The following is a 14,958-nucleotide window of genomic DNA, read 5'->3' on the forward strand; positions in this document are numbered from 1 at the left end:
CTCTATCATGAAAGGTATGGATACTGCATAACCGCTAGGAGCCTGACAGGGAATAGACTTCCATCAGTTGCCATCCTGACTCACAACGCTGGCTCAACTCAGTCCATAACCTTTCAGCTCTGGCATGCAGCCGAACTGTGTTTCGGTAAAGCAGAATTTCTATAGAGCCCGTCCAGTCAGCTCTTTCAGAATAGGGAACCAGCTGACCAGACTTCAGCTCATCCTGTACGGAATAATCCGGTAACCAGGCAACCCCTTTGCCTTTAAGAGCCATTTCCTTGAGCAGGTTGGTCAGGGAAGACTCCATTACCGTCTGAAAGAGTACGGGAACGTCCGATGCACTCAACAGACTATTGACCTTGCGCCCCATAAAAGCATTGGGGCTATATCGGAGTAAGGGTACAGTGTCAGGATCACTATCAGAAAACATTGGTTTTCCCTGAGCATCAGGCAGACAAACGGGCAAAAGACGCGTCATCCCCAGTTTCAGATATTCAAAGGGCGGCTGCATTAAAGCGTCAACATTGAACGCCAGGAGAAAATCACAATTACCTTCCTGCAGCGCCTCTACCGCGAGATCAACATCAATGCTTTCTACTCTGGTTTGCAGTAATTGCTCATCTTCACTCACCTGCTGAATCAATTCCGGTAACAAAGTCACCGACAGGGAATGAGCTGCAGCAAAGTCAATGGCCTGCCCGGAGACGACACCCTGTAACTGACCCAGACCCTCTTCCATTTGACGAAGCAGGTTCCTGGCCGTTGTTCTGAACAAACGCCCTTCCGGAGTCAGTTTGATGGGAACCGTTCCCCTGTCTACCAGCTCAAAACCGACCGTCTGTTCCAGAGAACGAACTCTTCGACCAAAAGCAGGTTGTGTGATGTTTCGAAAATCAGCAGCACGGGAAAAATTTCTCAGCTCGGCCAATGCCAGAAAATCTTCCAGCCACTTGGTTTCCAGATTCATTCAAGCACGACTCCCAGACTTCAGTTCAACTTACCCCCGCTCCTCAAGCAGCTTCTTTCTCTTCCTGCTGACTGTACCAGCCAACACAGGCTCCGGCTAACAGCGCTGTTGCATCAATGTACTGTCCGGGATTTGTTTTCATAACGTCGGCAAGACCTACAGGAATTTCTGTGCAGCCCAGAATAACCGCTTCAGCGCCCTGACTAACCAGATCATCAAAAACCATTTTCATACACTGACTGCCCTGCTCCAGACGCCCTGCCTTAATATCGTAGATGGCATCCATCATCAGCGTTTGCATTCCCTGATCAGGTATCAGACATTCACGACCATCGTTCTCTATCTGCCGTTGGTACATTATGGCTGAAACCGTAGCGCTGGTCGCCATAACACCTATTTTGCGCAGATTATTTCGTCGGATATGTTGTTCAACACAACTCAGGATACTGATCATTGGAATCCGAGCCTGTTTTTGCAGCTTATCAAACCAGAAATGTGCAGTATTACAGGGAATCACTGCACACTGGGCACCGCCTCGCTCAAGACTTCTCAAACCTCTCAGCAAGGCCGGAAAAGGGTCCTCGCAACCTTCAAGAATGCAGGCACTGCGATCTGGAATCTGAGGGACATTATGCACCAGCATGGGCAGGTGCTCCTGATCCTTACTGGCTTGTGTCAAAGCAATGATTTTCTGCATAAAGTCTACGGTAGCCAGAGGCCCCATTCCGCCCAGTACTCCTAACACGACATACTCCGTTTAATTGGTGACTGCAAGATTAGCAATATCACTAGAAACTATGGTCATATAATTACGACTCCCAGGGAGCTTGTGAAATGCCTAAAGCGAAGGATTAATGCCGAAATGGCATGGGGAGAAAGGCAGATAAAAATATAAGGTTTTACTTATTGGAATTAACTTCTTATAACAGGAAACTATAGAATTTCATTACCAACCAAATTGATAGCTATGAAAAGAATTACAATGGTTGTGGCCATGAAACAGGAAGCAGCGCCACTCATTGAGAAACTGGGCCTGGCCGAAACAGACGACATAAATCCCCTGCTACCCTGCAAAACCTTTGCGGGTGAGTATAAGAATCTGAACATCAATCTGATTACCAACGGTTCCGACTCAGTTCACGGTGTAGAAAATGTCGGTACCCAGCCAGCAACCCTGGCGGCATACGAAGCACTTCGCCTCTTGTCACCGGACCTGGTCATCAATGCCGGAACCTGTGGAGGTTTTTCCGACAAGGGCTGTAAAGTTGGTGACGTTTATATTGGCGAGCGTATTCGTTTCTTTGACCGTCGTATCCCCATGGGCGAACATTACGAAGCCTACGGCGACGGTAATTTTCAGTGCCAAGTGGCAGTGGATCTGGCCCGAAAACTGGATTTGCCCACCTCTGTTGTCTGCACCGGCAACTCTCTCGATATGAGTCCGACCGATGAAGCCATTCTGCGTCAGGAACCTATGGTCAACAAAGAGATGGAAGCCGCAGCCATTGCCTGGGTAGCTTCCCATTACCAGACGCCAGTGGTTGCGGTAAAATCGGTGACAGACCTGATGGACAGTAAGCATGGCACAGCAGAAGAATTCGCTTCCAACCTGGCCCTGGCCTCCAGAAATCTTCAGGAAGAAGTGCTGAGACTGCTTGATCTTCTTGCTCAGCAATAAACTACTAAGTACCTGGCCAGTTGGTTTCGCATATTCTGGCTGCAACCAAAACACACTCAGGGAGACGTTATGCGTTATTTTCTGGCAATACTTTTGCCACCGATAGCCGTTCTTTTATGTGGCAAGCCGGGTCAGATGATCCTTAATATTATTCTGACCCTGCTGGGTTGGATTCCCGGAATCATTCATGCCCTGTTTGTTGTTAACAGTCACCTGGCAGACAAGCGCAACCAGAAAGTCATTGACGCCATTAAAAATCAGGAAGATTAGCGCTATGTTCTCAGCATTCCGGGCAGGAATACCCGTCCTGCTGCTTATTTTGTCGGTCTTTCTGACAGGCTGCCAGAGTACTTATTACAGCGCCATGGAAAAGGTAGGCGTTTACAAGCGCGAGATTTTGGTGGACCGCATCAAGAGCTCTCAGGCCGCTCAGGAAGAAGCTCAAGAGCAATTCAGCTCAGCGTTGGAACAGTTTCGCAGCGTCGTCAATTTTAATGGTGGTGATCTGGAGGCGCTTTATGATCAGCTTAATGCTGAGTTCGAGGACAGCGAAGCTTCTGCAGATAAGGTTCGTAAGCGCATCCGGGACGTTAAAGATGTCTCGGATGCACTCTTTGAAGAGTGGGAAGCAGAGCTGGAACTCTATTCCAGCGGCAGTCTTCGTCGTGCCAGTCAACTGCAGCTGAATGAAACCCGTCATCAGTACAAAAAAATGCTGGCCAGCATGGAACAATCAGAAAAGCGCATGCAACCGGTTCTGAATGCCTTCCGGGATCAGGTTTTGTATCTGAAACACAACCTCAATGCACGGGCTATTGCGGCACTCAAGGGTGAATTTGGTGCCATTAAGCTGGACATTGATCGCCTGCTAAGAGATATGCAGCGCTCCATTGATGAGTCACGCAAGTTCGTTGCCACCTTGCAACAGTCATGAGTGATCGAAGCAATCTTGCTTCACTTTGGGTGGGGAAAGATTGCTCGGGAGTCTAACCCGGACTGTCTGTTGAAGAATATTATACCAATCGTGCTTTCTAACTCCCGTGATGAGCATGGAGATTTGAGCCTTAAGACAAGGCGGCGTGAGGAGTCATAGCCTTAGCTATGGCGACGATCGCCAACGCAGGATTAAGGCTCAAATCTTCAGCGCAATAGGGAGTTAGAAAGTTCGATTGGTATTACCTACTGCTTATCCACAACCCCATAAAGATCAATCCTGCCCCTATCAGGTGGAACTGATAAAGCGTCTGCCCAAGAATGGGAATAGCGAGCATAGCTGAAAACACGGGTATCAAAAAGTGAAACATGGCTGCAGTGCTTGGTCCCAGCACAGACACGCCGAAGTTCCAGAAAAGAAAGGCGACCAGAGTAGCAAACAAAACCTCGTAAATGATTACATAAAGTGCATCCTGGCTAATGGAGAAGCTGCGCTCAGATGCAGGCTCCCAGAGATAGAAGGGCAAAAGGAACATCGCCCCAATTCCGATTAGTGTGGTTAGCAGCTGAGCCTCGGATAAAGGCAGTTCAAAACGCTTGAGCAAAACGGTATAAAGACCCCAGCAGCACATAGCAAGAAACATGATCATGTCTCCTCTGCCAAAATCAAGACTGACCAGCATTGACCACTCTCCTTTACTTAAAATCGTGAGTAGTCCGGGAATTGCCATTCCCATACCGAAAAGCTGCCTTTTTTTAGGAAAAACATGCAGCAGAGGAACCGCCAGGATCATTGTAATGACGGGCAGAATCATCTCAATCAAGGCCAAAGTCACTGCCTGTGTGGATTCAGCAGCGATGTAAAGCAGTGTGTTAGCGCAGAAAATGCCGAGGAACCCCAGGACCAGCAGTTGATAGCGACCTTGAAAGATTACCTTTCTCTGTTGAATCAGTTTCTTGCCGGTAAACGAAAACAGGATCAGAAAAGCCAGAGTCCACCGCCAGAATGACAATGCGATGGGAGGAATGCCTTCTACACTCATCTGGTTTGCAACAAGATTCTCTCCCGCCCAACAGAGAGTCGCTAACACCACCGCCAGTATTGCCAGAATGTTAGAATGAGCAATCAAATGGACGATTTTTTCTCTCAAGTTACTGCTCCAAAAAAATATGTCTGTGATCTTTTAAACCTCTTGAATCATTGGCAATGGCTTAAGCCCTTATCTATTCACATAGGGAGTCTAACCCGGACTGTCTGTTGAAGAATATTTCCTGTTGGTTATCCACAATCCTGTAAAGATCAACCCTGCCCCTATCAGGTGGTACTGGTAAAGCGTCTCTCCAAGGATGGGAATAGCGAACATGGCTGAAAACACAGGGATCAGGAAGTTGAACATAGCCGCATTATTTGCCCCGAGTAAAGACACGCCGAAATTCCATGACATATAGGCGACCAATGAAGCAAAAAGAACTGAGTAACTGATCAGAAAAAGTGCTTTCGGACTCACGGTAAAGCCACCTTTCATCGATAGCTCCCAGAGGTAAAAAGGCAAGAGGATCACCACCCCAATCCCGACCATTATGGTCAACAGATGAGCCCCGGACAAAGGCAATTCAAAACGCTTGAGCAAAACCGTATATGAGCCCCAGCAACAGGTAGCGAAAAGCATGATTAAATCTCCCCTGCCAAAGTTCAGGCTGGCCATCGATGACCATTCTCCCTTACTGAAAATCGTCAACAGTCCCGGAATAGCCATTCCCATACCAAACAACTGCCTTTTTTTAGGAAAAGTCTTCAACAGAGGAATAGCGAGAATCATAGTAATCACGGGCAGTGCTATTTGTATCAGGCCCAGGTTTACCGCCTGTGTGGATTGAGCTGCGATATAAAGCAATGTGTTAAAGCAGGTAATGCTGAAGAATCCCAGGATCAGTAATTGATAACGACTCTGAAAAATCAGCTTTCTCTGCTGAATCAGTTGCTTTCCGGTAAACGAAAACAGGATCAGAAGAGTCAGAACCCACCGCCAGAATGACAGCGCGACGGGAGGGATATCTCCCACACTAATCCGGCCCGCAACCAGGTTGCCCCCCCAACAGAGTGTCGCTAAGACCAACCCCAGTATTGCCACAATGTTAGGTTGGGTCTTCAAATGGGCAATTTTTTTTCTCAAGGTACCGCTCCAGAAAATTTGCCGACTGTCTCTTAATTCACAACCATCGCAACTATTGTAAAATGCGCTCCGGAAATAAAGAGACTAGAGCTTTAACTGTATCTCTGCCCAAAATAATCATCATCTGTTAGCCATTATTCAAAATTCGATCATGAATCGATTTATGGCTGGCTTCCTATGCCTGGCAGGCATTGTTCGTTTCCCGGGAGCTTCCATAGTCGCAAGGTAAACTAGTTTACGAACAGCGTCATCAATCAGAAAAATCTTGTGCTTTTTAAACTAAAAAAGGCGCACAAGGCGCCTTTTTTGAAAAGTTGTTTTTAACAATCAGTTCTTATCTTTATCAACCAGCTGATTCTCGGTGATCCAGGGCATCATTTCACGCAGCTTGGCACCGGTCTTTTCGATTGGGTGAGCAGCATTGTTACGACGATAAGCAGTCATGGACGGATAGTTCATTGCACCTTCAGTGATGAATTTCTTGGCGTACTCACCGTTCTGGATGTCTTTCAGGGCTTCACGCATAGCCTTACGAGATTCATCGTTGATGACTCTTGGGCCGGTTACATACTCACCATACTCGGCATTGTTGGAGATGGAGTAGTTCATGTTGGCGATCCCGCCTTCGTACATCAGGTCGACAATCAGCTTCAGCTCATGCAGACATTCAAAGTAAGCCATTTCAGGAGCATAACCTGCTTCGGTCAGTGTTTCGAAACCGGCCTTAACCAGCTCTACCGCACCACCACACAACACAGCCTGCTCACCAAACAGATCGGTTTCGGTTTCATCTTTGAAAGTAGTTTCGATGATACCGGTACGACCACCACCTACACCACAGGCGTACGACAGGGCCAGATCTTTAGCCTTTCCGGAAGCATCCTGATAGATAGCAACCAGATCAGGGATACCGCCGCCTTTAACAAACTCGGAACGCACAGTGTGACCCGGTGCTTTAGGGGCAATCATGACAACGTCCAGATCGGCGCGAGGAACAACCTGGTTGTAGTGAATAGCGAAACCGTGAGCAAATGCCAGGGTTGCACCCTGCTTCAGGTTAGGCTCAATTTCGCTCTTATAAAGCTGAGACTGGAATTCATCCGGAGTCAGGATCATGACCAGGTCAGCCTGGGCGACTGCAGCAGCCACGTCCATTACCTTTAGGCCTGCAGATTCGGCTTTGGCAACAGAAGCGGAGCTCTTACGCAGACCAATGGTGACATCTACCCCGGAGTCCTTGAGGTTATTGGCATGGGCATGACCCTGAGAGCCATAGCCAATAATGGATACTTTCTGACCACGGATGAGGGAAAGATCACAGTCTTTATCGTAATAAACTTTCATGATGGACTCCTGAATAAAACGCCCTGGATTATCTTTTCTTGTCCGGGCTGAAAACGTTGATTTGGAGATTAAAGCAGACAGATCATTTCGTAAAATGATATATTTGCAATATAACGTTTCATATTACGAAACAGCCTTGAGCAAAGGTGAAAAACCGCCATAAGTGAGGGTGAAAAACGATCATTATGGATCTGAAACCACTGAGGCATTTCCTGAGTCTCGCTGAAACGCTCCATTTCGGCCGTGCCAGTGCAGCCTGTCATGTCAGCCCATCTACCCTGAGCCGAAGCATTCAGCATCTGGAAAATAATTTGGGAGTATACCTGTTTGAACGGGACAATCGCAGTGTCAGTCTTACCGCAGAAGGCATTAAGTTCGAAAGATATGCCCGGGAAACCCTGATTCAGTGGTCAGCGATTCGCAACGAATTGATAGCCGAATCGAAAGAGTTGAAGGGTGAGATCAGTGTATATTGCTCCGTAACCGCCAGCTACAGCTTTCTTTATGACATTCTCAAGCGCTTTCGACAACGCTATCCGAGCATTGAAATAAAGCTTCATACCGGCGACCCTGACTCAGCCATTGACCTGATCACCTCTGGAAAAGAAGATATAGCCATTTCTGCCCGCCCGGATAATTTATCCTCGGAGATTCAGTTTCACAGCATCGGACTTTCCCCGCTGGTCTTCATAGGCCCTGCTTCGGGAGAAATTTCTACCCCAGGGACGGTTGAAGAGTGGAGCAGAACGCCCATGATCCTGTCAGAAAAAGGTATTGGGCGACAGCGGGTTGATTACTGGTTTTCAGCCAAAGGCATCAAGCCAAAAATATATGCCCAGGTCGCTGGTAATGAAGCCATTGTCAGCATGGTCAGCCTGGGATTTGGAGTCGGCGTAGTACCGCAGATTGTATTGGATAATAGCCCACTGTCTGACAAGGTTAAGATTCTGAATATCACCCCCTGGCTGGCTGCTTATGATGTGGGACTCTGTGTGCTGGACAAGAAACTCAAAAGTCCATTGATTCGGGCCTTCTGGGAGCTGCTTTAGTCGATTTTCTGAGAACAGCCCTATCAGTTCGATGTCCCGCCTGAGTCCAGATCAAAAGCCTCCATCAGGTCCAGTTCAAATCGATTGTTTTTTGCTTTCTTCATGACCACTTTATTTTCGGCAATCCAGGGCTTGCCCAGACACCAGGCTACAAGGGTCTCTCCGTGATGAAATATAAGAATCTTGCTTCCTGTATTATGGTTACTCAGAAGGTAGGGAGTCACTTGTCCTGCACTCCAGGAAAAATTTTTGAAACGACAGCCCCCGGTCACTGAGTCACAAGGTACATGCTCAGTCCAGACAAGCTTCTGATGTTCTGGCAGGAAGATGTCGTATTGCCGCGGCGGCCACCAACTAATCCTCTTCAGTTTATAACCGGGTTGATCCGTTACCACTATTAATTCCTGATCAGAGTCGCCATAAAGAGAACTCAACATGCGAAAGTCATAATTGGCATTAAATAGATAAGCGACACTGCTTTGTAAATGACCACCAATCACTGTACTTGGTGTCGATTCGTCAGAGGTAATTCCTTTTGCTTCTCGCCAGTCGGGCACCAGAACCACCGGGATTGACCTATTGTAGTAAGCGGCAAAATAGGAATGCCAGTCAATAAAGCGGTCCAGCCAGTTCTGACAGACTGCGCGGCTATCAAGATAATCGTCTGCAGATTTATGGAATGCCTTGAAGGTTCTGCTACCAGTATTTATGGCTTCACAGTTGCTGGCGATCAGGGATGAGTAGTGCAGAAAACCAGAAGGCACACCTGCCGGTTTGGCCTGAGTGAGATTCTTCCATCTCTGAAAATCCTTTTCAAGATGACTGAACAGGCTATTCAGTCTCTGCTCAATCACTGCCTTAGGGCCATTCCCCCAGTACTCTACATCAGACAGCTTAACGAACTCTGGTTCTTCTGTATTACCGATCACCTTACTGGTAACAATCCAACGGTTAGTTTGATAATTTACCACGCCTATAAATAAAGGGTGGGCAGGGTGGCCCGTAGCTACCTGTTTTTTACTGACATAAAAAATGAATTCATCTTCCCTGAACACATAATACGATATTCCTATTGTCACTCCTGCCAGAATCGCCAGCCCCACGATAGTGTCTTTGTATAACCTCATCCCGGCCTGAAGATGAGTGTGCCCGGAAAGCGCAAAAAATACGACGAATGCCTTTAAAATATTCTTCCGTCCAACCAGATATCCAGCCATCGATATTTCCAGTGCATGATTTAGAATGCCATCCAGTATAGATAATTACAGAACAACTTCTGTTTAAAGAATACGGTTCAAGAATGCTACTTGAAAAAGAGTCTCTGAAATTGAGCAGACCATCCCGACTGGGGGATGTTATAAACGGCTGAGTTCGTCGTGTCGAGGTCAAACGCTTCGGTCAGGTTCAGCTCAAATGGATTGTTTTTTACTCGCCTGGAAACCACCTTATTTTTGGATGACAAGGGTGTACCCAGATGCCAGGCGACAAGGGTCTCACCATGATGAAATATAAGAATCTGCTTTCCTGTGTCGGGGTGACTCAGCAGGTAAGGAGTCACCTGATCTGCACAGCCGAAAAAATCTTTAAAGCGACAGCCCCGACAGGGTGGGGAGCATTCACAAGAGAAAGTCTCTCCGGTCAGAGCCGGAGAGCTATCAATATGAGAGGAGTTAAAAGAAAGGTTACAAACTCAAAACTTTCTCGCCACGGGCAATGCCCGTAGTACCACTACGAACCACTTCCAGCACCTGAGCCTGGCCGATGGCGGCAATGAAGCCATCCAGTTTCTCTTGGGTACCGGCCAGCTGAATGGTATAAACCGAGCTGGTGACATCGACTATCTGACCTCTGAAGATATCCGCTGTGCGTTTCACTTCAGCTCTCAGCGGACCGCTTGCACGAACCTTGATCAGCATCAGCTCACGTTCAACATGGTGACCTTCGGTCAAATCCACCAGCTTGACCACATCAATGAGCTTGTTCAGCTGCTTGGTAATCTGTTCAATCACCTGTGGATTACCGGAAGTGGTCACTGTCAGACGAGACAGTGTCGCATCTTCCGTAGGTGCAACGGTCAGGGTTTCAATGTTGTAGTTACGCTGGGAAAACAACCCGACAATGCGTGACAGAGCACCCGGTTCGTTTTCTACCAGTACAGAGATAATCCGTCTCATCAGGTTCTCTCCGTCTTGCTGAGCCAGAGGTCACACATGCCACCATCCTTGATTTGCATCGGATAGACATGCTCATCGGGATCTACCTGAATATCCATGAATACCAGACGATCTTTCAGAGAGAAGGCTTTTTCCATCGCAGGCATCAGCTCCTCCGGGCGGGTGACTCTTATACCCACATGGCCGTATGACTCCGCCAGTTTAACGAAGTCAGGCAGAGACTCCATGTAGGAGTGAGAGTAACGGCTGTCATACTGCATATCCTGCCACTGTCGTACCATACCCAGTGCCTGATTATTGATATTGATCACCTTCAGGTGTAAATCGTATTGCAGGCAGGTTGACAGTTCCTGAATATTCATCTGGATACTGCCTTCACCGGTCACACAGGCAACCTGTTCTTCAGGGAAGGACAGTTTGATACCCATGGCCGCTGGCAGGCCGTAGCCCATGGTGCCAAGACCACCGGAGCTGATCCAGCGATTTGGCTTGTTAAACCGATAATGCTGGGCAGCAAACATCTGATGCTGACCTACGTCGGTGGTCACAAAGGCATCACCTTTGGTGACTTGATAAAGGGACTCAATGACCTGCTGGGGCTTGAGAATGCCGTCACTTTTTTCATAAGTGAACAGACCTTTTTCTCTCCAGGAATCAACGCTTGCCCACCATTCGGCAAGAGCAACACTGTCCTGAGAGCCCTGATATTCGTCTATCTGGGCAAGCATGTTTTCCAGAACAGCATCGACCGGACCCACGATGGGGATGTCAGCCACAACGTTTTTGGAAATACTGGCCGGATCAATATCGATATGGATGATCTTGGCATTCGGGCAGAACTTTTCAGTGTTATTGGTTACCCGGTCATCAAAACGGGCACCCACCGCCAGAATCAGGTCGGACTCATGCATGGCTTTGTTGGCACAATAGCTGCCGTGCATTCCCAGCATCCCGACAAACTGACGATCAGACCCCGGAAAACTTCCCAGACCATTCAAAGTATTGGTTACTGGTACGTCCAGCTTTCTGGCCACTTCTGTCAGCAGCTCTGAAGCCTGACCCAGAACCACACCACCACCGGCATAAATAACCGGCCTGCGAGCCTTCATAAGCAGTTCAACCGCTTTGCGAATCTGCCCGTTGTGACCCTTGGCGGGCGGGTTGTAAGAACGGATTTTGACCTTTTCCGGATACTTGTATTCGTATTTTTTGGTCAGGTCGGTGATGTCCTTGGGAATATCAACCACCACAGGACCGGGTCGTCCGGTCTGGGCGAGATGAAACGCCTTGCGGATAACCTCCGGAATATCTTCAGCTTTCTTCACCAGGAAGCTGTGTTTAACGATAGGTCTGGAAATACCTACCATATCCACTTCCTGAAACATGTCAGTCCCGATAAAGGTGGATGGCACCTGACCTGAAATCACCACCATGGGAATAGAGTCCATGTAGGCTGTGGCAATACCGGTAATCGTATTGGTAGCCCCCGGCCCGGATGTCACCAGTGCTACTCCGGGCTTACCTGTAGCCCGCGCATAGCCGTCAGCCATATGGGTAGCCGCCTGTTCGTGGCGCACCAGAATATGGGTGACTGCTTTTTGTCTGAAAATCGCGTCATAGACGTGCAACAGGGCTCCACCAGGATACCCATAGATGTACTCTACCCCTTCATCAGCCAATGAACGGACTACCATGTCCGCGCCGGATAAAAGCTCCACGTTTGCTTACCCTCGGCAGTACTAATTATTAGAAATGAATCGGCTTGACGCCGCTGAGCTAATGCTCATATACAGCCCATGCTGCCTGAGCGGTTAGGGACTCCGGCCTCTCTTTTTTGACAGCGTACAAAGCAGTACACACTGTATTCAAGGCCTCAACATTCCTGTATGGGTAGGGTCAGGAATCTGACAGACGACGCCCGGCAAGGCTCATCTGCCAGCATTCCAAGGAATGCTCTTATCAGGGAATGGATAAGTCCCCCGGATTGTCGCATAAACCCCTGAGTTCACCTGATCAGGTAGTCCCAGGAGGACACATTCTTTACCTTCAATGAAGCAGAGTCAATAGCCCGACAGAGCAGAATTACGGAAATTGCTTACATTTTAGTGGTAAAGATAAGTAGTCAGGATAATCACCACCCTGTCACTCACCCTCTGGCTTTAGCTCAACATCCAGACTCGAACGACTGCGAACGTCCAACCTCAACTTCTTCTTATCTTTTAGTCTGAGAACCTGGCCATGCCCATTTTCATAGTGATCGTCAGCAGAACGACCCGAAGTATATCGCCAGAATTCGTAAGTCAGGTCCCTCCTGTTAAGTCGAGCCGCCAAAGGCGCGGGTGAGCGAAACGAACGAACTGGGAGTATTTGTGATGCGGCATTGCCCCTGTTTGTTCTGATCAATGAACAGACTGATAACCTTGTCGTTTATATCGGTGATAAAAATAGCAGGCTGCTCCGATGACTGACGCCGTTCCAACAAAAACGACACTTCCAATTACAGCAGGAATAATGATTTCATTATTATCAGAGGGAAAATTAATGGATTTGCCCATACACCCTTCCGGAAAGTCGTAAAACTGCGGTCTATTAGGCATATTCCAGCTGGCGACACAATCACTCTCTTCACAGTTAATTATCCCGCAACTTTCAGCACCAGTGTCGCAAACAGAACTTATGCTGACAGTGCATTTTTCTGGTATATCTAGAAAAATATTTGTACATTGTCCAGCACCATCGCCTTTTGTACAAAAGTCCCATAATAACCCTTTGCATTTAAAGTGCGGAATGGCACATGATCCGTCATTAGGTAACAATGGCCGGGAATCGCTTGTTACACAGATTCCAAGAAACCCATTATAGTCCCTACCATAATTACAATAGCCTTCACCCCAAGATGGGCACACAAACGAACCTCTGCTTCCCCAAGATTCAACAATCATTCCACAAACTTCTTTATTCTCTGGGTTAGTAAAAGTGCCAACCGCATAACCCTCATGACAGGACATCCAAGTCAAATTTTCATGTCTGACGTATAAAAAAGATGCAGGGCAATTTTTGTCAATAACGTACGGGACGCATGGATCCGTAGGCAGAAAATCGTCATATGAAAGAAAATCAATTTTACACTTACAATCATCTACACAATCAGACGGGCAATTCGCAGATATTTCAGATCCATCAACACCTATGTCGCATTTTGTCTGTGTGCGTGGAATAATACATGTAGCATAGGTACATGCTCCATACATGGGATACCACGTTAGATTTTTACAATCAAAAAAAACATTATCACTGAACGTCCCAACTTCCCAAGCAAAACTAAATGAAAAGTAAGATGGACATTTTGTAACTCCATCTTTGGTTGTATTAACAGATTGATAAGACTCATCAGCAAGCAATGAGGTAACTGCCTGTGAGCTAATAATTACAATTTGTAATAAAACATAGAGACAAGAAGTTTTCATAATAAATGCCCTGATCAACTACAAACAAGCCATGAAAAATAATCAGGATTGACTTGCCGGGCTCAGTATAGCCGCATAACCCCTTAAATCAGTGGTTGCCGACGGGCAATCCACTGGATTTTATTGTTAGGTGGCGTGTTAGTTGTTGGGGAGGTGTTGACGGATGAGTAATTCTAGTTGATCTATTTTTTCGTCGCTACGTTTAAAGCCTGCATAGGTGGCTTGAGTAAGCGCACCAATGGCAGTTTTAATTTCTGAGAGTTCACGGTCATGCTGTGCAAAGCGCAACCGATTTTCCTGCTGGTACTCTCGCATCTCCCGTCTTGTTGCCAGTATCTCTTGGTGTGTATCACCAGTGATCTCAATGAGACTACGAACTGCACTATCCAGTGAGTCAAAATGTGACTCAAGTTGCTCTATCCTGACTTCTAACGACATCGGGACTACTCTCGTTGTGAATGGAGTAACCAGCGTAGCAGAGACTGGTACAAAGACACCTAACATAGGGTTATGTTGCTACCTAAACAATTCAGAATCTGACTCCAGACGCTCAAAGAATATTTTATCTTCTACCACTGCATAGATTAATAACCAGTCTGGCTCTATGTGACATTCTCGATAGCCGCGATAGTTACCAGTCAGGGAATGGTCTTTGTATCTCGCTGCAAGTGGTCTATCTTCTATGAGCTGATCTGTGACTTTCTTTAATTTTGAGCAATCTTTACCCTGCTTCTTTGCTTTTTTAACGTCCCTTTTGAATTGATTCGTACTGACTGGCTTTAGCATCATTAAATATCCAAGTCATCGTACATTTCCTGAGCGTTTTCGTAGTGCGTTAAACCTACTCCTTTCTCTGTGTCGTCAAAGGCTTTAAGGGTTTCTTCATTAGGTATACGAACATCAAAAGGTAATCCATTGCACAAACCTACTTGCTTATAAAACAAGGTGATTGCATCTGTTGCGTTCAGCCCCAGTTTCCTGAATATCGCTTCTGCATGTTCCTTCACATCAGGCTCTATTCTGGCTCGGATCATTGCGCTTTTGCTCATTTTTAAGTACCCCATGCGTCATATTGTTCTGTACAGTGTCATTGAAGATCATTTGGGGTACAGTGCAAACGCAACATACCAAACGCTTCCAATTCGTGGCTTCGCCACCCGACCGCCCTTCGG

Annotated in this window: 17 protein-coding genes; 4 read left to right on the forward strand and 13 right to left on the reverse strand. The window is 47.2% G+C overall.

Going from position 1 to position 14,958, the window contains the following annotated elements:
• Positions 1–34: 34 nt before the first annotated feature.
• Together ACOMHB_RS23410 and cuyB are read right to left on the reverse strand one after the other, a co-directional pair.
• Positions 35–967 (reverse strand): LysR substrate-binding domain-containing protein, encoded by a 933-nt coding sequence (locus ACOMHB_RS23410; protein ID WP_448218437.1) that lies wholly within the window; start codon positions 965–967, stop codon positions 35–37.
• Between the two features lie 43 nt (positions 968–1,010).
• On the reverse strand, positions 1,011–1,712 hold the full coding sequence (gene cuyB, locus ACOMHB_RS23415) for a cysteate racemase (protein ID WP_448218438.1): 702 nt from the start codon (positions 1,710–1,712) through the stop codon (positions 1,011–1,013).
• Between the two features lie 222 nt (positions 1,713–1,934).
• Between cuyB and ACOMHB_RS23420 the strand changes: the two genes are divergently transcribed.
• The 3 genes from ACOMHB_RS23420 to ACOMHB_RS23430 all read left to right on the forward strand — a co-directional run bounded on the left by ACOMHB_RS23420 (position 1,935) and on the right by ACOMHB_RS23430 (position 3,579).
• Entirely contained in the window at positions 1,935–2,645 is a 711-nt protein-coding gene (locus ACOMHB_RS23420) for a phosphorylase family protein (protein WP_448218439.1), read from the forward strand.
• A gap of 69 nt (positions 2,646–2,714) precedes the next feature.
• A complete protein-coding gene (locus tag ACOMHB_RS23425; RefSeq protein WP_448218440.1) occupies positions 2,715–2,915 on the forward strand; it encodes a YqaE/Pmp3 family membrane protein in 201 nt (66 codons plus the stop codon).
• A gap of 4 nt (positions 2,916–2,919) precedes the next feature.
• Complete coding sequence (locus tag ACOMHB_RS23430; protein ID WP_448218441.1) at positions 2,920–3,579, forward strand: DUF2959 domain-containing protein; 660 nt, start codon at positions 2,920–2,922, stop codon at positions 3,577–3,579.
• Positions 3,580–3,820: 241 nt separating this feature from the next.
• Here ACOMHB_RS23430 and ACOMHB_RS23435 read toward each other — a convergent pair whose 3' ends face one another.
• From ACOMHB_RS23435 to ilvC, 3 genes are all read right to left on the reverse strand, one after another.
• Positions 3,821–4,729 (reverse strand): DMT family transporter, encoded by a 909-nt coding sequence (locus tag ACOMHB_RS23435; protein ID WP_422135531.1) that lies wholly within the window; start codon positions 4,727–4,729, stop codon positions 3,821–3,823.
• Positions 4,730–4,819: 90 nt separating this feature from the next.
• Positions 4,820–5,752, reverse strand: coding sequence for a DMT family transporter (locus ACOMHB_RS23440; protein ID WP_448218442.1), 933 nt, complete (start codon positions 5,750–5,752; stop codon positions 4,820–4,822).
• Positions 5,753–6,079: 327 nt separating this feature from the next.
• Positions 6,080–7,096, reverse strand: a complete 1,017-nt coding sequence (ilvC, locus tag ACOMHB_RS23445; RefSeq protein WP_422135533.1) for a ketol-acid reductoisomerase — start codon at positions 7,094–7,096, stop codon at positions 6,080–6,082.
• A gap of 185 nt (positions 7,097–7,281) precedes the next feature.
• Between ilvC and ilvY the strand changes: the two genes are divergently transcribed.
• Positions 7,282–8,145 carry an HTH-type transcriptional activator IlvY gene (ilvY, locus tag ACOMHB_RS23450; protein ID WP_422135534.1) on the forward strand — a complete coding sequence of 288 codons (864 nt, stop codon included), beginning with the start codon at positions 7,282–7,284 and terminating at the stop codon, positions 8,143–8,145.
• A gap of 23 nt (positions 8,146–8,168) precedes the next feature.
• Here the strand turns inward: ilvY and ACOMHB_RS23455 are convergent, their stop codons facing one another.
• The 8 genes from ACOMHB_RS23455 to ACOMHB_RS23490 form a co-directional block, all read right to left on the reverse strand.
• Positions 8,169–9,362 (reverse strand): hypothetical protein, encoded by a 1,194-nt coding sequence (locus tag ACOMHB_RS23455; protein WP_448218443.1) that lies wholly within the window; start codon positions 9,360–9,362, stop codon positions 8,169–8,171.
• Between the two features lie 86 nt (positions 9,363–9,448).
• A complete protein-coding gene (locus tag ACOMHB_RS23460; protein WP_448218444.1) occupies positions 9,449–9,703 on the reverse strand; it encodes a hypothetical protein in 255 nt (84 codons plus the stop codon).
• A 124-nt stretch (positions 9,704–9,827) separates the two neighbouring features.
• Positions 9,828–10,319: an acetolactate synthase small subunit gene (gene ilvN / locus ACOMHB_RS23465; RefSeq protein WP_422135537.1), complete on the reverse strand. Its 492-nt coding sequence runs from the start codon at positions 10,317–10,319 to the stop codon at positions 9,828–9,830.
• On the reverse strand, positions 10,319–12,037 hold the full coding sequence (locus ACOMHB_RS23470; protein WP_448218445.1) for an acetolactate synthase 3 large subunit: 1,719 nt from the start codon (positions 12,035–12,037) through the stop codon (positions 10,319–10,321). Before ACOMHB_RS23470 ends, ilvN begins: the two co-directional genes overlap by 1 nt.
• Before the next feature lie 681 nt (positions 12,038–12,718).
• A complete protein-coding gene (locus ACOMHB_RS23475) occupies positions 12,719–13,786 on the reverse strand; it encodes a hypothetical protein (RefSeq protein WP_448218446.1) in 1,068 nt (355 codons plus the stop codon).
• Between the two features lie 138 nt (positions 13,787–13,924).
• On the reverse strand, positions 13,925–14,224 hold the full coding sequence (locus ACOMHB_RS23480; RefSeq protein WP_448218447.1) for a hypothetical protein: 300 nt from the start codon (positions 14,222–14,224) through the stop codon (positions 13,925–13,927).
• Between the two features lie 78 nt (positions 14,225–14,302).
• A complete protein-coding gene (locus tag ACOMHB_RS23485) occupies positions 14,303–14,575 on the reverse strand; it encodes a type II toxin-antitoxin system YafQ family toxin (RefSeq protein ID WP_448218448.1) in 273 nt (90 codons plus the stop codon).
• On the reverse strand, positions 14,575–14,835 hold the full coding sequence (locus ACOMHB_RS23490) for a type II toxin-antitoxin system RelB/DinJ family antitoxin (protein ID WP_422135541.1): 261 nt from the start codon (positions 14,833–14,835) through the stop codon (positions 14,575–14,577). Before ACOMHB_RS23490 ends, ACOMHB_RS23485 begins: the two co-directional genes overlap by 1 nt.
• Positions 14,836–14,958: the final 123 nt, after the last annotated feature.

This window comes from Endozoicomonas sp. 2B-B (genome assembly GCF_053470045.1).

Bases quoted from the DNA above. Each gene is read 5' to 3' on its own strand.
- ACOMHB_RS23410 (WP_448218437.1), bottom strand. From the start codon at position 967: ATGAATCTGGAAACCAAGTGGCTGGAAGATTTTCTGGCATTGGCCGAG.
- ACOMHB_RS23420 (WP_448218439.1), top strand. From the start codon at position 1,935: ATGAAAAGAATTACAATGGTTGTGGCCATGAAACAGGAAGCAGCGCCA.
- ACOMHB_RS23425 (WP_448218440.1), top strand. From the start codon at position 2,715: ATGCGTTATTTTCTGGCAATACTTTTGCCACCGATAGCCGTTCTTTTA.
- ACOMHB_RS23430 (WP_448218441.1), top strand. From the start codon at position 2,920: ATGTTCTCAGCATTCCGGGCAGGAATACCCGTCCTGCTGCTTATTTTG.
- ilvC (WP_422135533.1), bottom strand. From the start codon at position 7,096: ATGAAAGTTTATTACGATAAAGACTGTGATCTTTCCCTCATCCGTGGT.
- ilvY (WP_422135534.1), top strand. From the start codon at position 7,282: ATGGATCTGAAACCACTGAGGCATTTCCTGAGTCTCGCTGAAACGCTC.
- ACOMHB_RS23455 (WP_448218443.1), bottom strand. From the start codon at position 9,362: ATGGCTGGATATCTGGTTGGACGGAAGAATATTTTAAAGGCATTCGTC.
- ilvN (WP_422135537.1), bottom strand. From the start codon at position 10,319: ATGAGACGGATTATCTCTGTACTGGTAGAAAACGAACCGGGTGCTCTG.
- ACOMHB_RS23475 (WP_448218446.1), bottom strand. From the start codon at position 13,786: ATGAAAACTTCTTGTCTCTATGTTTTATTACAAATTGTAATTATTAGC.
- ACOMHB_RS23480 (WP_448218447.1), bottom strand. From the start codon at position 14,224: ATGTCGTTAGAAGTCAGGATAGAGCAACTTGAGTCACATTTTGACTCA.
- ACOMHB_RS23485 (WP_448218448.1), bottom strand. From the start codon at position 14,575: ATGATGCTAAAGCCAGTCAGTACGAATCAATTCAAAAGGGACGTTAAA.
- ACOMHB_RS23490 (WP_422135541.1), bottom strand. From the start codon at position 14,835: ATGAGCAAAAGCGCAATGATCCGAGCCAGAATAGAGCCTGATGTGAAG.